The organism is Alteromonas ponticola (assembly GCF_012911815.1).
GTDB classification, from domain to species: Bacteria; Pseudomonadota; Gammaproteobacteria; order Enterobacterales; family Alteromonadaceae; genus Alteromonas; species Alteromonas ponticola.
The window spans coordinates 190,172-209,988 of the sequence record NZ_JAATNW010000006.1 but is presented as its reverse complement, the minus strand read 5'-3'; the positions used below and the strand labels follow the sequence as shown (position 1 = coordinate 209,988).

Genomic DNA, 19,817 nt, shown 5'->3' with positions numbered 1-19,817 from the left:
AGCTTCCCTTCGCTTTATAAACTGGTAAGCTTAACAACCATGTTGAAATAAGGTCGAAGTTTTATGTCTGTTAAACACCCTATTATCGCCATTACTGGTTCCTCCGGTGCAGGCACGACCACGACGACCAATGCCATTCGCCATATTTTCCGAAACCTGCGAGTTAATTCAGCGGTGATTGGTGGTGACAGCTTTCACCGCTTTACCCGTCCTGAGATGGAAGTTGAGATTCGTAAAGCGCAGGAGCAAGGACGCCATATCAGCTACTTTGGTCCCAAGGCGAACGATTTCGATCTGCTGGAGACACTGTTTAAAGAATACGGTGAATCCGGTCATGGCAAGTTTCGTCAGTATTTACATACATTTGATGAAGCCGTGCCGTTTAATCAGATGCCCGGCACGTTCACCCCTTGGCAGGATTTACCGCCCAATACAGACTTATTGTTCTATGAAGGTCTGCATGGTGGGGTAAAGACCGAAGACAACGATGTTGCCCGCCACGTGGATTTGCTGGTAGGCATGGTGCCTATTGTGAATTTGGAGTGGATCCAGAAAATCGTCCGTGATACCACAGATAGAGGCCATTCGCGTGAGGCAGTAATGAGCAGCATTGTTCGAGGCCTGGATGATTACTTTCATTACATAACGCCGCAATTTTCACGCACCCACGTTAACTTTCAGCGGGTGCCGACAGTAGATACCTCCAACCCGTTTTCTGCCCGTGAAATTCCATCGCAGGATGAGAGTTTTGTGGTCGTGCGTTTTCGCCGCGAAATGAAAACCGTGAACTTTCCTTATCTTTTACAAATGATTGATGGCGCGTTTATGTCGCGCATCAATACCATTGTGGTGCCCGGAGGAAAGATGGGATTGGCCATGGAGCTAATTTTAACCCCGCTGATCGAAGAACTGCTGGATAAGAAGCGCCGCGCTGGCCATCAGATGGATTGGCTGTCAGAAAAGTAGCTCAGCCCTATTCCAGAGGCTTGTTCAACAGTCTTGCATGCTCAGGTTTTAATGGCATTGGCTTAAATGGACTGACATTTGCCCCGCCCGTATTACCTTCTGGCAACAACCCGAATGGGGTTTTGGTAAGCGCTCCTATTATCCGAAGCACTTGACCAACCACTTCTTTTATCGAAAGATGTCTGACACCCCATCGCAACATTTTCCAATGCACATAGGTATGCCAAAACGTGGCATGTTGACCCAGCACGTGGGCATTTTCCAAATGCCGGAACTGCTTGCGATATCGCCTGCGCGATGCACACTGACTGGCCAGCATTAATTCTTTTTTAACCGCATCAACAGGTACGCTCATTCACTCACTCCGATTCCTTCCTGATAATTCTTTTTCGCATGCAGTAGGGTGAATTGCAATTATATATTGGTCCACTGACAAATTTTGTAACACTCATTTGATCAGAACACTGTAGATAAACTTTTTGTTTTTAAACGCTTGTGGTTATAGTGAACCAGTAGAGGTAACTGTTTTAAACACAGCCAGGAACTTAGTAATGGGTCAGGAAACATCAAAAATTTTAGTTGTCGATGACGATATGCGTTTGCGTAGCTTGCTGGAACGGTACCTGGTAGAACAAGGCTATCAGGTCAGAGCGGCGGCTAACGCAGAGCAAATGGATCGTTTATTAGAACGTGAAAATTTTCATTTGATGGTGCTGGATCTAATGCTACCCGGTGAAGATGGACTTTCCATTTGCCGGCGCTTACGTCAGGCAGAAAGCCAGTTACCGATAATTATGCTGACCGCAAAAGGTGATGAAGTCGACCGCATCATTGGCCTGGAAATGGGCGCAGATGATTACCTTCCCAAACCTTTTAATCCGCGTGAGTTATTAGCCCGGGTCAAAGCGGTCATGCGCCGTCAATCTGTTGAAGCCCCTGGGGCGCCTTCTAAAGATGAACAGGTGATCAGCTTTGGTGAATACCGCCTGAATCTGGCTACCCGCGAAATGACGGGCAATGGTAAACCAATGAGTTTAACCAGCGGCGAGTTTGCCGTGCTGAAATCGTTAGTTCAGCATCCCAGACAGCCTCTTTCCAGAGATAAGCTGATGAATTTGGCCCGTGGTCGCGATTATAGCGCACTGGAGCGCAGTATCGATGTACAGGTGTCGCGCTTGCGTCGCATGCTGGAAAAAGATCCGGCCAATCCGCGCTACATTCAGACAGTGTGGGGCTTAGGTTACGTATTTGTTCCTGATGGTGGCGAACAGGCTTAAGCTTTCTTATATGCGTATGCTACCTAAAAGCGCCTTTGGGCAAACCGTTTTGCTGATTGGTGTATTGTTGCTTATTAATCAGGTCGTCTCCTATCTGTCGGTCACCTACTATTTTATTCAACCAAGCTATCAACAAATTAACAGTTTGTTGGCTACACAAGTCAAGACGCTGATAAACCATAACCGTCTGGAATCGCCGCCTGCGATGCAGTCAGATTTTTCACGCGCCACCGGTATCCGCATCTATACCGCTCGCCAGGCCATGCAAAAAGGCTTACCCCAAGCGACCTATTACGGCTTTATGTCAGCTTCAGTATCTAAATCACTACAAACCCGAGCAGATGTCAGAATAAGTACTCAACCCAATGAAAATGCCGCAATGCCTTATTTAGTCTGGATCAATCTGGATGCTTATCCTAACCGCTGGATTGCGATTCCGATATCCGGCTTGAGTGAAGCGAACATCTCACCACTGACCATGTATCTGATGGTGATTGGCGTGTTGAGTGTCGCTGGGGGCTGGCTGTTTGTGCGGCGCCTCAATCGCCCTTTACAGGCGTTGCAACGAGCTGCCTTGTTGGTAGGTCAGGGAAAATCACCCGCACCATTAACCGAACAGGGAAGTAGCGAGATGATTGAAGTGACCCGGGCATTTAATCGAATGAATCAGGGGATACAGCAACTTGAACGGGATCGCGCGCTTATGACCGCGGGGATTTCTCATGATTTACGCACTCCCCTTACGCGGGTCAGGCTGGCCACAGAAATGTTGCCCGATGAGCAGGATTGGTTAAAGGAGGGCATCGTTAATGATATTGAAGACATGAATGCGATCATCGATCAGTTTATTGATTACGCCCGACAGGAAGGCACTGAACGTCTGGAGTCAGCCAACCTTAACGAGCTGATAGGCGAATTGGCGCAAGCGCGTCATATAGAAGAGACTCATCATATCGAACTGAAAATGAATGATGTGCCGTTGTTGACCTTACGCAAAATCGCAATCAAACGGGTACTGGATAACCTCATTGAAAATGCGTTTCGATACGGCAGTAACCATATTGTAGTGACCACCTTTGAAGACAAAGACGCATGTCGCGTGTATTGCCGGGTGCGCGATTTTGGCCCGGGCATCCCTGATAGTGAACTGGATGACGTCTTTATGCCGTTTACCCAAGGTGATAAAGCCCGCGGAAGCATGGGCTCCGGCCTGGGCCTGGCAATTTCACGTAGGATCATTCGCGCCCACCATGGCGAAATTTCACTGAGAAATCATCCGGAGAAAGGTTTGATTGCCGAATTCTGGCTGCCAACTTAACCAAAAGCCCGCATAATCTGCGGGCTGTCGGATTCAATTAATAACTAAATCTAACGATAACCGGGGCCGGCCTTTACGATTTTTTCATCCACGTCATACTTTTCAAAGTTCTGTTGAAACTTAGTGATAAGATCGTTGGCATATTCTTCGTAACGTCCTTTATCTGCCCAGGTATTTTGTGGCACAAGCAACTTGCTATCCACTCCCGGGACATCAATGGGAACATGCAGATTTAACCCTTCAATGAAGTGGGTGTCCACATTCGCCAGGCTACCCGACACTATAGCGTCGATGATTGCCCGTGTGGTTGGTATGTCGAAACGCTTACCTGTGCCGTACGGCCCTCCGGTCCAGCCGGTATTAACCAGGAAGACGTTGGCGTTGAAATCTTTTACCCGTTTAATCAGCAAGTCTGCATAGACACGCGCTGGACGGGGGAAGAAGGGGGCGCCAAAACAGGTAGAGAATGTCGACTCAATATCAGCTGTTGAGCCGATTTCGGTAGACCCGACCTTTGCCGTATAACCGCTTAAAAAATGATATGCCGCGGCTTCCTCACTTAATACGGACACCGGTGGTAATACTCCGCTGACATCGCAAGTAAGGAACACCACCGAGCGCGGTTCGCCGCCGCGGTTTTCTGCCACGCGCTTATGAATATGCGCTAACGGGTAAGCTGCCCGGGAATTTTGTGTCAGGCTGGTGTCGGTATAGTCTGGCGTACGCCCATCATCTAAAATGACGTTCTCCAGAATGGTACCAAATTTAATGGCATCCCAGATGACTGGCTCATTTTTTTGCGACAGGTCAATACATTTTGCGTAACAGCCCCCTTCCATATTAAACACGCTGCCGGGTGCCCAGCCGTGTTCATCGTCGCCAATCAGAAACCGTTTAGGATCCGCAGACAGGGTGGTTTTTCCCGTGCCGGATAGTCCAAAGAACAGGGTCACATCGCCCTCTTCACCCACATTTGCTGAGCAATGCATGGGCAATACTTCTGCCGCGGGTAACAAAAAGTTCTGCACAGAAAACATGGCTTTTTTCATTTCACCGGCATAGCGCATGCCGGCGATCAGCACTTTTCGCTCAGCAAAATTGATGATCACAGCGCCATTACTGTTTGTGCCATCTCGTTCAGGTTCGCAACTAAAGCCCGGTACATTTAAAATTTGCCATTCAGGTTTGTTATCAGGATTGTAAATAGCCGGCTTAATGAAGAGGTTTTTGGCGAATATATGTTGCCACGCCGTTTGAGTGCGAACCCTTACTGGTAACGCGTAGCGGGCATCCGAACCCACCTGCAAGTGAGACAAAAAATGTTCCTGCTCAGCGAGATAGGCGTCGACTCTGTCCCACAACGCAGTAAATTTCTGCGCATCAAATGGCTTATTGACTTTGCCCCAGTCAATGTCGTTTTCGGTGGTGGCTTCTTTGACGATAAAACGATCATTGGGAGAACGGCCTGTGCGCGTTCCGGTTTCTACCACCAGCGCCCCATTTGAGGCTAACTTTCCTTCTTTTCGCTGTAACGCTATTTCTACTAACTCTGAAGTATTTAAATCCGTATGGACCGATGCCGTTGAAGAACGACTTAAATTGGCTGCCGCTGTCATTTTTTTGAAATCCTATTTAAAACCCTACACACTTGGTTACCAAAAAACCAATTGCTGCAAGTGTATATGATAAAAAGGATCCAGCAACCCCGCCGGGGGTGTTAGACGAAGGAAATGCGTAATATCAGTGTGGTAAGCACAGACCTGGTGGCAATAAAGGTTGACTGAAAAACGCCAACCTCATGATAAACAAAGTGAAACTAAATCTGATGAATTTCAGTCAGGATTACAACAATCCGGTTGAAAGAGTCTATTGTTTGGCCGCAGAGGATTCAAAATTGCCCGCGTGGATCGCCTCAATATCGATTTCGTCAAACCTGTATTCTGCATGACAATATTGACAGTTCATATTTACCGCACCGTCCTCTGCGATTATTTGCAACAGTTCCGTTTTATCAACGTTGCGTAATGCATTAGCTGTGCGTTCTCTCGAACAGGTACAGGAGAAGCGGACTGGCTGCGGTGAGAACAACTCAACTTTTTCCTGATGGTAAAGTCGGTACAAAATATCACTGACGGGTAGGCTAAACATTTCTTCTTCCGATAGCGTTTCGCCTAGTTTGACTAAGTGCTCAAATTCATTACCACGGGACAGCGCACTTTGTGATGCGTCCTCCGGCAGGACTTGTAACAACATTCCTGCCGCTTTGACTTGTTCAGGATCGCGCATGTCGGTCATCAGCATAATTTTGGTAGGAAGCTGCTCAGATTGGGCAAAATAGGATTCCAGACACTCTGCCAGTGTTGGTTTATCCAATGCCACCACCCCCTGATACCGTTCCCCCTTGTCCGGTGTGATAGTGATCACCAGCACTGCTTGGCTAAGCAGAGCCTCAAGTGAATCGGGTAGCGAAGGCAGGCTTTGGTCCCAACGGGCAACGCCGCGCATAGTCTGGTTATGGGAAGCATTGATAACGGCGTAATTTACCGGCCCTTTGCTTTGTATTTGCAAACTTATCTCGCCTTCAAACTTTAAGATGGCAGTGAGCATACTGGTCGCTGCAGCCATCTCACTTAACAGACGCTGTATCTGCACCGGATACTCCTGGCTGTGTACGATTTCTGTCAAGCTGTCTTGCAATCGTACTAGCTGTCCTCTGACATGAGCACGGTCAATAAGAAATCGGTAAAGTTGATCGAAATCACTCATATATCATTCCTGCTGTTCATCATTACTGATGCTTAAATTTAATAATTTGTCGACGCTGTTTTTTATCGGGCTTGCCTTCCGGTTTCGGACTGTGAAAACTGCTGAGTTTACGCGCTATCTGATTTTCTTCCCGTTTGGCGAGACTCTGTGCGGTTTCTTCGTACATCTGTTGTGCCAATGGCGCGCCCTGGCGCTTGTCAGTAATCATGGTGACCACCACTTCTTTTACATCCCATCCTGACGGAATTTTTATCATGGCTCCAAGTTCTACTATTTTACCTGGCTTAACCCGCTGTCCGTTATAATGCACCTTGCCAGCTTGCACCATGTCGCGGGCAACCGAACGCGTCTTAAAGAATCGCGCTGCCCATAACCATTTATCGATACGGACGTTTTCGGCTGAATTTTCAACTTTACGGCTGCTCATGTAATAATTTTGTAACTCGTTCGTTTTAGTGTTGTGACCCCCACCCCGACTAGGCTATGATGGGTCGGCTTATACGCAATGAATCCTAACAATTATAGAATGAATAGAGTAGTTCCACCTTTGGCAGCATGACATTCAGTAAATTCAACTCACAATCGCTGGTGACTTTTTTTAATCAGCACCAAAAACAGTTACACATCCTGGTAGTTGTGTTGCTGAGCCTGTATTTACTGGCGTTTGCTGCTCGACTTATCTGGCAAATTATACCTCAGCCAGACGCCTCCACCGCACCGCTAAATATAGCCGAATCTGCGCAATCTGTCCGAGGCACCAAACGTGGGGGCGATATCAGTCAAATACAACGGTTAAACCTATTCGGTGAAATTAATCAGGTGGAAGAACCCAGGGTCGAACAGGTAACAGATGCCCCCGAAACACAACTTAACCTGACCCTGACCGGAGTGGTGGCCAGCTCTATAGAACAAAGTGGCGCGGCCATTATTGAAAACCGCGGTACCCAGAATACCTATGGTTTGGGTGAAAAAATTGAGGGAACTAATGCCACATTGCATCAGGTTTTTCATGACCGCGTCATTATACGTAATGGTGCGCGCCACGAAACGCTGATGTTGGATGGCGTTGATTTTGCAAAAACCAAGCGGCGCACACCGCCGAAAATGGTACCCAATAATCGTGCTCTGCAACGAGATGAAGAAGACGCACGCCGTGTCAGTGACGAAGCGGCTGAGCTGGCTGAGAACATACGAGATGAACCTGCCAGCTTTACCGACTTTATCTCAATAACTCCACAAACGCAGAACGGCCAACTTGTCGGCTATCAGGTACGCCCCGGCAAGTCCCCTGAATTATTTGAAGCGGCTGGCCTGAATGCCGGCGATGTGATTGTGCAGATAAATGGCCTGGATTTAACTGACCAGCAACAATCCATGGAAGCAATGAATGAATTGCGAAACGCGCAAGTACTCGAATTAACCGTATCGCGAGATGGGGATATGCAAACCATTTATCTGGACATTCCTTCCCCTGACTACGAATAAGAAATAGGACGATTGTAATATGAGGCGAGTTGGCCACAAGTTGTTTTCAAAAATAAGCCTGGCGTTGTGCGCGGCCTTGCTTAGTATGGCGGCCAATACCGCTGAATACATGCCGAATTTCAAAGATACTGACATCAACGAATTTATCACCATCGTCGGTAAAAATCTCCAACGCACAATTATCGTAGACCCTAACGTCCGCGGTAAAATAAGTGTGCGCAGCTACGACATGTTAAACGAAGATCAATATTATCAGTTCTTCCTTAACGTATTGCAGGTGTATGACTTTGCAGTAGTAGAAATGCCAAGCGGTATTTTAAAGGTGGTGCGCGCCAAAGATGCCAAAACCTCCAACATTCCCGTTGTGGAAGGGATGAAAACCGATGGTGACGAAATGATCACTCGCGTGGTCCCCGTTTACAATGTGCCAGTACGAGAACTAGCGCCTATCCTACGCCAGCTAAACGATCAGGCCGGTGGCGGCAATGTGGTCAGTCACGACCCGTCCAATGTTATGATGCTGACCGGTCGTGCGGCAGTCGTTAACCGGTTGGTGGAAATCATCGAACGGGTTGACCAGGCCGGCGACGAAGAAGTCGACATCATAAAATTGCGCTTTGCCTCGGCAGGTGAAATGGTGCGCATTATCGACAGCATCAACAAGTCGCAGGGTAAGGCCGCGAATACCGGAGCTAAGTCTGATCCGCGGGTAGTAGCTGATGATCGCACCAACTCCATTATTGTCAGTGGCGATGAAAAAGCCCGCAAACGTATTGTAAATCTCGTCAAGCGAATGGATCAGGAGTTACAGACGAACGGTAACACCCGGGTTGTTTTCCTGAACTACGCTAAAGCAGAAGATTTAGTTAAAGTTTTACAAGGCGTATCCGCCAGTATTCAGGCCGAAGAGCAAGCGAGCGCGGCGCCTACCAATCGCAGAAGTAGCTCTGGTCGCGAGGTCAGCATTGACGCGCATGAATCCTCTAACTCGGTCGTAATTACCGCAGAGCCTGACATGATGCGTTCGCTGGAAGAAGTGATCCGCCAACTCGATGTGCGCCGGGCGCAGGTCCAGGTGGAAGCAATTATTGTGGAAGTGTTTGAGGGCGACGGTACCACTCTCGGGGTGCAATGGGTGTCCGAAGAAGGTGGTGGAACACAATTTACCAACGGCGTCGTACCTGTGGGTTCACTGGGCGTTGCATTACGTCAGGCGGAAGATAGAACCGTTAAACGCACCATTATTTCTGCTAACGGTGAGCCGGTAGAAACAGAAGAAACCATTGAAGGCGATCTGACCCCATTGGCCAACTTACTTGGCGGTGCCAGCGGACTTATCGCTGGCGTAATTAAAGACGGCTGGGGAGCCGTGGTGCAAGCGGTGAGTAATGATACCAACTCGAACATTCTGGCTACACCGCATCTGACCACCATGGATAATGAAGAAGCTTTCTTTATCGTGGGTCAGGAAGTCCCCATTATCACCGGCACTACCGCTGGCGATAATAATGCCAATCCGTTTACCACGGTCGATCGACAGGAAGTGGGGATTAAATTGAAAGTGACCCCGCAAATCAATGAAGGTGATGCAGTACAGCTATTGATCGAGCAGGAAGTTTCCAGCGTCAGCGGCGCCACGTCGGTCGATATTTCTATCAACAAACGTGAAATTAAGACTACTGTTATCGTGGATGATGGCGGCACCATTGTGCTAGGCGGCCTGATAGATGAAGATGTGCAGGAAAGTGTGTCTAAAGTGCCTTTATTAGGCGACATCCCCCTGTTAGGGCATCTGTTTAAAACCACCTCTACCAGTAAACGTAAACGCAATTTGATGGTGTTTATTAAGCCAACCATCGTGCGCGACGGTGTTACCATGAACGAGATCAGTCACCGCAAGTATAATTACATTCGCGCGCAACAGCTTAAACGCCAGCAGGAAGGCATCCCGCTGATGTACGATAAAGAGGGGCCGAGCATGCCAGAGTGGAATGACGCCTTAACGCTACCGCCGACGTTTGAAGAATACCTGATGGAAAAAGAACGTCTTGAGAAGGATGACGATTAAGCATGGCGGAGAACGAACAACTGCATGACGCACTGGTTGCGCAGGAAGAGGCGCTGGACGCCCTGCCTGACGATGCTTTGGTGGCCGACCCGGATCATCGACAGTTAAGTTTCAGCTTTGCCAAACGCAATCACGTGTTGCTCGAAGAAAACGAGACACCAGCCATTCTTTATCATACTCAGGAAACCAAGCTGTCGGCGTTTGCCGAAGTACGTCGCTTTTTCGGCGTACCCTTTCGCTTGAAAGAAATTCCTGTCGACCAATTTGAATACCTGCTAACCCAGGCCTTTCAACGTGATTCATCTGCTGCTAAGCAATTAATGGAAGACTTAGGTAACGAATCGGATTTATTCGCGCTGGCCGAAGAACTCCCCGACACCGAAGACTTGCTGGACAGTGAAGATGATGCGCCCATCATTAAGTTGATTAACGCCATGCTCGGCGAAGCGATCAAGGAAGGGGCTTCGGATATACATATCGAAACCTTTGAAAACCAGCTGGTTGTTCGTTTTCGGGTGGATGGTGTGTTGCGTGAGATATTACGTCCCAACCGTAAGCTTTCTTCCATGTTGGTGTCGCGAATTAAGGTTATGGCGAAATTGGACATCGCTGAGAAACGCGTTCCTCAGGATGGTCGTATCACCCTGCGAATTGCTGGCCGCGCTGTAGATGTACGGGTGTCAACCATGCCCTCAAGTCACGGTGAACGTGTTGTATTACGATTATTAGATAAAAATAATGCACGCCTGAATCTAGCTGACCTGGGCATGACCAAACGTAATCGGGAACACTTCTCCAACCTGATCCGCAAACCCCACGGAATTATTTTGGTTACTGGCCCCACGGGCTCGGGTAAAAGCACTACCCTTTATGCGGGCCTGACCGAAATCAATTCGAAAGATCGCAACATTTTAACGGTGGAAGACCCCATCGAATTCGATTTGCAGGGAATTGGTCAAACGCAGGTTAATCCGCGCGTCGATATGACTTTTGCCCGCGGTCTGCGCGCCATCTTACGTCAGGATCCTGATGTAGTGATGGTGGGTGAGATACGTGATATTGAAACCGCACAAATTGCGGTTCAGGCCAGTTTAACCGGCCATTTGGTATTATCCACCCTGCACACCAACACCGCTGCCGGTGCCATTACCCGATTAGAAGACATGGGTATAGAACCCTTTCTGCTCTCATCAAGCCTGTTGGCAGTGCTGTCGCAGCGCCTGGTGCGTACATTGTGTCCTGACTGCAAGCAGCCCCACACACCAACCCAGCAGGAAGCTGAAATCCTTGGCATTGCGGATTCAGCTTCACCGCCGGTAATTTATGCACCACATGGCTGTGCGGCGTGCAACCAAACCGGCTATCGCGGCCGTACAGGGATTCACGAGTTGTTGCTGGTGGACGAAAAAATCCGTGAAATGATGCATGAAGGCCACGGCGAGCAAGCGATAGAAAAATACATTCGTACCTTCACCCCCGGCATACGCGAAGACGGCTGCCGTAAAGTTCTCTCCGGCACCACTGCACTGGAAGAAGTGTTGCGGGTAACCAGGGAGGACTAATGGCAGCATTTGCATACAAGGCGCTGAATGCATCGGGGCGCAATGCTTCTGGCGTTCTTGAAGGCGATAATGCCCGTCAGGTTCGTCAACAGTTGCGTGAACAGGGGCTTATCCCGCTCGAAGTGGAGCAGGTCGCCGAGCGCAGTAAAGGCGGCAAGCATTCATTTACCTTTTTTAAACCCCGAGTGTCAGCGGCCGAACTGGCGTTGATGACGCGACAACTGGCGACGCTGGTTGAATCGGCGCTACCCATCGAAGAAGCCTTACTGGCCGTTGCAGAGCAAAGTGAGAAACCCCGCCAGAAAAATATGATGATGGCGGTGCGCAGCAAAGTGGTGGAAGGTCACGGTCTGGCAGATGCGCTGGGGGAATTCCCCAGTGTGTTTGATGAGCTTTATCGGGCCATGGTGGCAGCAGGCGAAAAGTCAGGTCATCTGGATACCGTGCTTAATCGCCTGGCTGATTACACAGAGCGCCGCCAGCAAACCCGCAGCCAAATTATCCAGGCAATGATTTATCCTTCGTTGATGATGTTTTTTGCGCTGGCCATTGTGATTTTATTATTGACGGTGGTGGTACCTAAAATTGTTGGGCAATTCGACAATATGGGACAGGAATTGCCCACGATTACCCAAGTACTGATCGCAATCAGTACCTTCGTACAAGATTATGGTCTGGTCATGTTCGCGCTTGTTATCCTGTTGGCGGTCGTTATCCGACAAGTTTTACAGCAGCCGGCCATGAAGCTGCGTTTTCATCAGTTGATACTCAAATTGCCACTGATTGGCAAAGTGTCGCGCGGCCTTAATACGGCGCGGTTTGCCAGAACCTTGAGTATTTTGTCAGCCAGTGCAGTGCCACTGCTGGAAGCCATGCGGATTTCCAGTGACGTACTGGAAAATCAGCATATAAAAAATCAGGTATCGGAGGCGGCGGTCAATGTCAAAGAGGGCAGTAGCCTGCGGGCCGCCTTGGATAAAACCAAAATGTTCCCTCCCATGATGATGCACATGATTGCATCCGGTGAAAAATCAGGTGACCTGCAGCAAATGCTGGCGCGCGCAGCGGATAATCAGGACAGGGAATTTGAGTCATTAATCAGTGTCTCACTAAAAGTATTTGAGCCTTTGCTCATTGTCAGCATGGCCGGGATTGTTCTTTTTATCGTACTGGCCATCCTGCAACCTATTTTAGCGTTAAATAATATGGTGAATATGTAATGAAAGCATTAAGACGGAATTCAGGCTTCAGTTTAATCGAAGTGATGGTAGTGTTACTGATTATCGGCATTATGGCGGCCATGGTCGCGCCCCAGATCCTTGGCAATCAGGAAGAAGCGCAGTTAAAAAAAGCAGCGGTTGATATCCAGCAATTGGAAAGCGCTCTGGAAATGTACAAGTTACGTAACAATGTTTTTCCTACCACGGAACAAGGCTTAGATGCGCTGGTGACGGCCCCTACTATCGATCCCATTCCACGCAATTACCCTGCAGATGGCTTTATTCGTCGTTTACCCGATGATCCATGGGGCAATCCATATACCCTGATCAGCCCCGGAGAGCTTGGCAGAATTGATATTTTTTCTAATGGTCCGGATCAGGAAGCGGGCACCGATGACGATATCGGCAACTGGAATATCAACGAGTATCTAAACTAAGTCTATTTGCATGCGTCCAGTGTTTCGACAGCAAATCATCTCCTTCAGCCAGCGAGGTTTTACGCTGCTGGAGGTACTACTGGTGTTGTTATTAATGGGGCTGGCCAGTAGCTATGTGGTGTTTAATGTATTTGGTACCAGCGAGGCAGATCGATTAAAGCAGGAAGCGTCCCGCTTGCAGGTGCTCATCGACATGGCGAGCGATTACGCGGTGTTAAATCAGCAGGAGCTTGGCTTACGCATTGAAGAAAAGGACAACTTTTACCAATTTATGTTGTTAGATGAAGATGACCGCTGGCAGCTGATTGAAGAAGAAGAAATTTACCAAAAGCGGGTATTGCCAGAGCCTTTCACGTTTCAGCTTAACCTGGATGACCTTCCCTGGCTGGAGGAAGATCGGCTGTTTGATCGCGAATTGTTCGATGAAGAATTAAGTGTCTCTGATGAAGGCGTTGACATTGGCAATGAAGAAGATAAGCCGCTACCGCCGCCACAAGTATTGATCATGTCCAGCGGCGAAGTCACCCCCTTTACGCTGACCTTTAATTATGAGCCCGGCTTCGGTAGCGATACCCCTGCCTACTTTGTATTGATGAACGAGGACGTTCCCCCGCTTTCCCTCGAAGGTCCGCTGGAGACGCCGGATGTCAACTAGACACCAACGGGGAATGACGCTGTTGGAAGTGATGGTGGCATTGCTGATTTTTGCCATTACTGGCACGGCAGTAATGAAGGCGGCCTCTGATCACCTGTTTAGCGTAGGGCAAATTGAAGAAATTACTTTTGCCACCTGGGTAGCCAATAACCGTTTGCATGCGATACAGAGAGAATCGACCTGGCCCCCCAAAAACAATGAGAAGGGGCAGCAGGAAATGTCAGATCGTATTTGGTACTGGCAACAAAAAGTGATTCAGACCAGCGATAAAGACTTACGCGCAATTGAAGTCAGCGTCGGCTTAAACGAAGACTTCTCTAACAGCCTGACCACTGTGACCAGCTATGTCGCAAAGCCCGCTCAAAATGACTAGTACTGGTTTTAGCCGACATCACGGTTTTACCCTCGTCGAAATCTTAATTGCCATGGCAATTTTTTCGCTCATCGGCTTGGCCGCTACAGGAATTCTAACCACGGTTATTGATAGCAATGCCCTGTCAGAAGAACGTTTTGATAAATTGCAACGGTTGCAGCGCGCCATGTTAACCATTGAGCGGGATATTCAACAGGCTATCGCTAAACCGACGCGCATTGAAGGGGAGCTCAACGAGGTTGTCATGCGAGGCGGTGAACTGGATGGCAGCGATGCCGGTGCTATTGGTTTTGTGCGCAGCGGCCGCCACAACCCCCGCAATATGTTACCCCGCAGCACCTTGCAGTATGTTGGTTACCGGCTTGTGGATAATAAACTTGAGCGCCTCTACAGCAACTATGTTGATAACGTGGTTGGATACGAACCCAAGGTGCGGGTAATCATGGAGGATATCACCGATTTTCGTGTTTTTTTCCTTACCGACGGGCAAGTAGACGAGACAACGCGCGATGACAGCGACTGGCAGGAAAGTTTCACGTCAACCACGCTACCACTAGCCGTGGCGTTCGAATTAGATTCCCAGGATTTTGGAAAAATACGTCGTGAATTTACTCTGGGCAGTAAATCATGAGATCCGGCATCGCAAAGCAACGGGGTGTAGCATTAATTATCGTACTGATGGTGGTTGCACTGGTGTCCGTGCTGGCAACCGAAATGGCCACCCGTTTACAATTACAAATTCAGCGCGCCATCAACATCAAAGATAATAATCAGGCTTACTGGTATGCCATGGGTGCAGAAGAGTTTGCGCGTAAATCGATTGATTTACTGATGCAGGAGAATCGTGAAAAAATCGCGCTGGATCAGCCCTGGACCCAGGAATTCATGTATCCGGTTGAAGGTGGCACGATAAGCGCTAATCTCGAAGATATGCAAAGCTGTTTTAATTTAAATGCCATACTCGATAGTGGCAATGCGAACAGTAATAATGCCATCGGTGACACGATTAACAACGATGATAATCAGGCTGATGGCAACGTCGATGATGATAAAACTGATAACCGAAATAGAAATGCCGCCACCGACGGGGTGACACCTGCAATGGATGCGTTTCACCGGCTCTTGCTTGCCAGCGAGCTGGAGATTTCCAATTACGTTGCTGATACCGTGCGTGACAGTTTGGCCGATTGGCTGGATGCCGATGATCAAATGCGACCTTATGGCGCGGAAGACAGTGAATATGAATCACGCGAGTTCCCATACCTTGCTGCGAATGGTTTAATGTATGCGCAATCCGAATTGCGATTAGTTAATGGTGTTGAGACCGCCTGGCTTAATCAGCTTTTACCACACATTTGTGTTATCCCGGGCGTATCCAAACTAAAAATAAACGTAAACACTCTTACCGAGGCGCGTGCGCCCGTGATGGCTGGATTGACCGGATTATCATTGCAACAGGCAAAAAGCCTGATAAGTGCCAGACCTCAAGAAGGCTGGGAAAGCGTCGATGAATTTGCCACTGAACCTGATATTGCAGCATTATCGTTAACAAACGAACAGAAAAACTGGTTTTCGGTTTCTACAGAATATTTTATTTTGCATACCAAGACCCGCTACAATAACGCAACGTTCAAGCTGACATCTGTGTTTTATGCGCCTGAAGGCGAGAAAGTACGCGTAATAAGGCGCGAGTTTGGAGGAATTGATTAATGGAACAATTATTACTACGGCTGGGTTCCTCTATAACAGAACCGGTCAGCTGGCTGGTTTGGTCAAAGACCGAAGAAGAAGTCATTGCTTCGGGTGAATTAGCTGAGGCTTCCGAACTTTCATCACTAACAGAGCGCGCGGGTGACAGGCCCGTGATCGCGCTCGTTGCCAGTTGCAATATCGCGCTAAAATGGGTGACCTTGCCACCACGGTCCAGCCGCAAAGTGCTCAATGCCATCCCCTTTATGCTTGAAGAAGAGCTGGCACAAGATATCAGCAAACAATTTTTCGCGTTGGGCCCGAAAGTGGGTGATAAACAAGCGGTTGCGGTGGTCTCGCGGGAACGCTTTGAGAACTGGCAAACCTGGCTTACTGATGCAGGCCTCTACTGCGACACCATGATTCCGGACGTACACGCCGTCCCTTTCAATGAAGCCGGCTGGTCTGTGCTGAATATCGGTTCAGACGTGATCATTCGCCAGGATGAATGGTGCGGATTGCAAGGTGAAGCAGACTGGACGCTGCCTGCGGTAGCGCATTACAGCCAAACGCAAAAAGCACCGCTGCAGATTAAAAACTATTCTCAATATGCACTCAAAGACATACCGAATACTGAAATTGACAATGAAGCGGTCGAGTTACCTATGCTGACTCTGGCTTCAGCGGCTAATAATGTTACCTTCAACCTGCTGCAGGGTGAGTACAAAATTAAACGCCAGAATAATTCAGCGTGGAAGCAATGGCGTGTGGCTGCGGTACTGGCGTTACTTGTGCTAACTGCCAGCGCGGTAGAACGAGGTATTCACCTGATGCAACTTCAGCAGCGAAACGCGGACTTGGCCCAGCAAATTGATGACACGGTTAAACAGGGCTTCCCAAACTTGGGCGTCTATAGAGACGTCAGACGCGCAGTGCAAACTGAAATGACCAAGCTGGAGGCAGGCGCAGGCAATTCATCTATGTTGGCCATGCTGGGGCAACTGAGTAATGCCTTTACCCAATCGCAGGTAAAACCACAAACATTTCGCTTTGATGCCAGCCGTGCCGAAATTCGTATGCAGGCGTCAGGCAAAAATTTTGAGGCCCTGGAACAGTTCAAGACACAGGCGGAAAGTGCCGGATTTGAAGTGGAAAGCGGTGCCATCAACAATCGCGGTGATGAGTTTATAGGTACCATCGCCATCCGGGGTGAATCATGAAATTCCTTATACAAAGATACCGCGCACTAACGGAGCGCGAGCAGATGCTAGTCGCAATAAGTGGCGTGTTTATTGTGGTTGCCGTTTTGTATTGGGGTATATTTGCGCCCTTAAACACAAGTATTGAACGTGAGCAGATGCGATTGCAAAACCAGGAAAAATTATTAACCTGGGTTACCGAACGCACAAACCGCGCACAGCAGCTACGCCAGGCGTCGGGTAAACCAAATCAGTTCAGTGGCTCTCTGCCTCAGGTGGTGAATGATACGACCACGCGCTTTAATATCGCCATTAGCCGAATGCAACCGCAGGGCGAAGAATTACAGGTTTGGGTTGACCAGGCACCGTTTAATGACGTGCTGGGTTGGTTGCAGGCCATGGAAAGCATGGGTATCGTTATCCTCAATGCAGATATTGCTGAAGCAGACGAATCAGGCCAGATTAAAATAAGACGTTTACAATTAGGAAAAGCATGAAGTCTACGCTTTCATTTATTATTGCAGGGGTACTGTTTTTCATTATTTGCGTGATTGCATATATGCCTGCCAGTCAGGTTGTGGGTCGCGTTGATATTCCCGCCAATATCGCCATCGTAGGTGTCAGCGGTACAATATGGGAAGGCAAAGCCCAGCAAATCGTAGTGCAGGGAATGCCGATTAACAATGTGCACTGGGACTTGTCGGCGTGGTCACTGGTCATGGGTAGGATTCACGCAGATATCGTTGCTGGGAATATGCGCGATGCAGACGAGATTGCATTCAAGGGGCCAGTCAATTTCAGCATGTTTGATCTTAGTAACGTAAAATCCGAAGATGCCTCACTTTATTTTCCGGTTGACCGCGTGCTGGCCGGAGTGCAATTACCTTTGCCAGTAAACGCGGGTGGACGCTTCAGGGTGCTGGTTGACGAACTGCGCTTTGCTCCTCAGTGCGAGAAGTTAAAGGCCAGTGGCGATTGGTTAAATGCCACAGTTTCAGGTACACAGGGGCCAATCGACTTTGGAGAGTATAACGCCAGACTCGCCTGTGAGGGCGATGGCGTGAGTATTATCGTAGAAGAGCCCAACCAGCTGGGCTTGACGTTGCACGCCAAACTCAATGACAAATTTGAATTGACGAGCGTGGAGGGCCAGTTTAAGCCTGCCCCTTCGTTGCCTGCAGAAGTCAGTCAGGCGGCCTTGTTATTCGGCCAGCCTGACGCTGACGGCTACACACGATTCTCGCTTTAGTTCGCAATCATCAAGGTTTTAACGTTGATAAACTCGCGCAGGCCGAAACCACCGTGTTCGCGACCATAGCCACTATCTTTCACGCCACCGAAGGGCAGGTTGGGCTGGGCCAACGCGTATCCGTTGATATTAACCATACCGGTATCGAATTCATCTCGCGCCAAGCGAATGGCTTCATCTTTGTTGGCAGTAAATATACCGCCACCTAAGCCATAACGTGAACTGTTGGCAATTTTCATCGCATCGTTGGTATCTTTAGCTTTTATTAACGATGCCACCGGACCGAACAACTCATCATCGTAGGCCGGCATACCTTCAGTGACATTTTCCAATACAGTAACCGGATAAAACCACCCTTTCTGATCAGGTATTTCGCCGCCCAGACTGCATACCGCACCTTTTTCCACCGACTGTTTCACCTGTTTGTGCAAGTCGTCTCGCAAGTCTTTACGCGCCATTGGACCGATGTCTGTATCATCCGCAGTCGGGTCTCCCATAACTAACTTTTTACATGCAGAGACAAATGCGTCACGAAATTGGTCAAACACTTCTTCAACGACAATAAAGCGCTTCGCCGATACGCAGGTTTCACCATTGTTAATGATGCGCCCCTGCACGCAAGCTTCAACCGCAGTTTCAATGTCGGCATCAGCCAGCACAATAAAGGCGTCATTGCTGCCTAATTCCATCACCGATTTTTTCGCCTGCGAACCCGCCTTCTCTGCTACTGATTTCCCTACCTCGTCACTACCGGTAAAAGAAACGCCGCGAATGGCATCGTGGCTGATCAGCTTACTTGCGGTTTCGCCATCAATCAGCAATGACTGGTAAACGTTTTTCGGAAAGCCCGCATCTTCATACAGCTGCTGAACCGCCTGCGCCATACCAAAAACATTGGCCGCGTGTTTTAACACAGTTACGTTACCGGCCATTATCGTCGAGGCGCTATAGCGGATTACCTGATAAAGAGGAAAATTCCACGGCTGAATACCCAGAATAACGCCGATGGGTTGGTATGAAATTATCGCTGTTCCTTCATCGTAGACGCGATTTTCGTCAGCTAGCACCTCTTCTGCATGATCAGCGGTGTAGCGGCAGATTTTCGCACAAAGCTCGACTTCCTGTTTGCCCTGCGCGCCAACCTTTCCCATCTCATTGGTCATTAGTTTAGCCAAATCGTCGGCGCGGGCTTCGATTAAGTCGGCCAGTGAGTGAAACAGCTTGGCGCGCTCAGCGAAAGAGGTTTTTCGCCACTGCGCGTAGCTTGAATGCGCGTTATCAACTGCAGTTAACGCTTCCTTTTCGGATAGCAGGGTGTAGTGGTTTAGAATCTCTTCCGTGGCTGGATTGATTGTCTCTACTGTGTTGGACATTGCAGTCTCCGCTTTTCATAATTGAAACAGTATTGATTGCAATTTTGAAACCAAAGTTTATCATCCAGAAAATACACCCAATATTCATGTAGATAGTTGAGAAGATTAATTTTTTTTAAGCGTTAAGTCAGTGTGCGTCGGTAAATATGGTGTAGTAACTGGCAAAATTTTTACAGCCTG

At 48.7% G+C, this 19,817-nt stretch carries 20 protein-coding genes; 15 read left to right on the top strand and 5 right to left on the bottom strand.

Features of this window, described 5'->3' with window-relative positions; genetic code table 11:
- Positions 1–63: 63 nt before the first annotated feature.
- Positions 64–966: a phosphoribulokinase gene (locus HCJ96_RS12245; RefSeq protein ID WP_169211354.1), complete on the top strand. Its 903-nt coding sequence runs from the start codon at positions 64–66 to the stop codon at positions 964–966.
- A 7-nt stretch (positions 967–973) separates the two neighbouring features.
- Here the strand turns inward: HCJ96_RS12245 and HCJ96_RS12240 are convergent, their stop codons facing one another.
- Positions 974–1,321 (bottom strand): DUF3703 domain-containing protein, encoded by a 348-nt coding sequence (locus HCJ96_RS12240; RefSeq protein ID WP_169211353.1) that lies wholly within the window; start codon positions 1,319–1,321, stop codon positions 974–976.
- 196 nt (positions 1,322–1,517) lie between these two features.
- Between HCJ96_RS12240 and ompR the strand changes: the two genes are divergently transcribed.
- Both ompR and envZ read left to right on the top strand, forming a co-directional pair.
- A complete protein-coding gene (ompR, locus tag HCJ96_RS12235; protein WP_169211352.1) occupies positions 1,518–2,243 on the top strand; it encodes an osmolarity response regulator transcription factor OmpR in 726 nt (241 codons plus the stop codon).
- Between the two features lie 10 nt (positions 2,244–2,253).
- On the top strand, positions 2,254–3,561 hold the full coding sequence (gene envZ / locus HCJ96_RS12230) for a two-component system sensor histidine kinase EnvZ (protein WP_169211351.1): 1,308 nt from the start codon (positions 2,254–2,256) through the stop codon (positions 3,559–3,561).
- Between the two features lie 50 nt (positions 3,562–3,611).
- Here the strand turns inward: envZ and HCJ96_RS12225 are convergent, their stop codons facing one another.
- The 3 genes from HCJ96_RS12225 to hslR form a co-directional block, all read right to left on the bottom strand.
- A complete protein-coding gene (locus tag HCJ96_RS12225; protein WP_169211350.1) occupies positions 3,612–5,177 on the bottom strand; it encodes a phosphoenolpyruvate carboxykinase in 1,566 nt (521 codons plus the stop codon).
- A 250-nt stretch (positions 5,178–5,427) separates the two neighbouring features.
- Positions 5,428–6,327, bottom strand: a complete 900-nt coding sequence (gene hslO / locus HCJ96_RS12220) for an Hsp33 family molecular chaperone HslO (protein WP_169211349.1) — start codon at positions 6,325–6,327, stop codon at positions 5,428–5,430.
- Between the two features lie 22 nt (positions 6,328–6,349).
- Positions 6,350–6,754, bottom strand: coding sequence for a ribosome-associated heat shock protein Hsp15 (hslR, locus tag HCJ96_RS12215; RefSeq protein WP_169211348.1), 405 nt, complete (start codon positions 6,752–6,754; stop codon positions 6,350–6,352).
- 128 nt (positions 6,755–6,882) lie between these two features.
- On the opposite strand from hslR, the gene gspC reads away from it, so the two are divergent.
- Genes gspC through HCJ96_RS12155 form a run of 12 tightly spaced genes read left to right on the top strand, consistent with a single transcriptional unit; the run spans position 6,883 to position 18,264 of the window.
- Complete coding sequence (gene gspC, locus HCJ96_RS12210) at positions 6,883–7,812, top strand: type II secretion system protein GspC (protein WP_169211347.1); 930 nt, start codon at positions 6,883–6,885, stop codon at positions 7,810–7,812.
- Positions 7,813–7,831: 19 nt separating this feature from the next.
- Positions 7,832–9,880, top strand: a complete 2,049-nt coding sequence (gspD, locus tag HCJ96_RS12205; protein ID WP_169211346.1) for a type II secretion system secretin GspD — start codon at positions 7,832–7,834, stop codon at positions 9,878–9,880.
- A gap of 2 nt (positions 9,881–9,882) precedes the next feature.
- Entirely contained in the window at positions 9,883–11,442 is a 1,560-nt protein-coding gene (gene gspE, locus HCJ96_RS12200; RefSeq protein WP_169211345.1) for a type II secretion system ATPase GspE, read from the top strand.
- On the top strand, positions 11,442–12,662 hold the full coding sequence (gene gspF, locus HCJ96_RS12195) for a type II secretion system inner membrane protein GspF (RefSeq protein ID WP_169211344.1): 1,221 nt from the start codon (positions 11,442–11,444) through the stop codon (positions 12,660–12,662). The genes gspE and gspF overlap by 1 nt, the downstream gene beginning before the upstream one ends.
- A complete protein-coding gene (gspG, locus tag HCJ96_RS12190) occupies positions 12,662–13,099 on the top strand; it encodes a type II secretion system major pseudopilin GspG (RefSeq protein ID WP_169211343.1) in 438 nt (145 codons plus the stop codon). The genes gspF and gspG overlap by 1 nt, the downstream gene beginning before the upstream one ends.
- A gap of 10 nt (positions 13,100–13,109) precedes the next feature.
- Positions 13,110–13,754, top strand: a complete 645-nt coding sequence (gene gspH, locus HCJ96_RS12185; RefSeq protein ID WP_169211342.1) for a type II secretion system minor pseudopilin GspH — start codon at positions 13,110–13,112, stop codon at positions 13,752–13,754.
- The gene (gspI, locus tag HCJ96_RS12180; RefSeq protein ID WP_246261356.1) at positions 13,744–14,127 is read left to right on the top strand and encodes a type II secretion system minor pseudopilin GspI; all 384 of its coding nucleotides are present in this window, start codon (positions 13,744–13,746) and stop codon (positions 14,125–14,127) included. Before gspH ends, gspI begins: the two co-directional genes overlap by 11 nt.
- Positions 14,120–14,758, top strand: coding sequence for a type II secretion system minor pseudopilin GspJ (gene gspJ, locus HCJ96_RS12175; protein WP_169211341.1), 639 nt, complete (start codon positions 14,120–14,122; stop codon positions 14,756–14,758). The genes gspI and gspJ overlap by 8 nt, the downstream gene beginning before the upstream one ends.
- Positions 14,755–15,837 (top strand): type II secretion system minor pseudopilin GspK, encoded by a 1,083-nt coding sequence (gspK, locus tag HCJ96_RS12170; protein ID WP_169211340.1) that lies wholly within the window; start codon positions 14,755–14,757, stop codon positions 15,835–15,837. Before gspJ ends, gspK begins: the two co-directional genes overlap by 4 nt.
- The gene (gspL, locus tag HCJ96_RS12165; RefSeq protein WP_169211339.1) at positions 15,837–17,036 is read left to right on the top strand and encodes a type II secretion system protein GspL; all 1,200 of its coding nucleotides are present in this window, start codon (positions 15,837–15,839) and stop codon (positions 17,034–17,036) included. The genes gspK and gspL overlap by 1 nt, the downstream gene beginning before the upstream one ends.
- Positions 17,033–17,512 carry a type II secretion system protein GspM gene (gspM, locus tag HCJ96_RS12160; RefSeq protein ID WP_169211338.1) on the top strand — a complete coding sequence of 160 codons (480 nt, stop codon included), beginning with the start codon at positions 17,033–17,035 and terminating at the stop codon, positions 17,510–17,512. The genes gspL and gspM overlap by 4 nt, the downstream gene beginning before the upstream one ends.
- A complete protein-coding gene (locus tag HCJ96_RS12155) occupies positions 17,509–18,264 on the top strand; it encodes a type II secretion system protein N (RefSeq protein WP_169211337.1) in 756 nt (251 codons plus the stop codon). The genes gspM and HCJ96_RS12155 overlap by 4 nt, the downstream gene beginning before the upstream one ends.
- Here HCJ96_RS12155 and HCJ96_RS12150 read toward each other — a convergent pair.
- Positions 18,261–19,637 carry an NAD-dependent succinate-semialdehyde dehydrogenase gene (locus HCJ96_RS12150; protein ID WP_169211336.1) on the bottom strand — a complete coding sequence of 459 codons (1,377 nt, stop codon included), beginning with the start codon at positions 19,635–19,637 and terminating at the stop codon, positions 18,261–18,263. The two genes, HCJ96_RS12155 and HCJ96_RS12150, sit on opposite strands and share 4 nt — an antisense overlap.
- Positions 19,638–19,817: the final 180 nt, after the last annotated feature.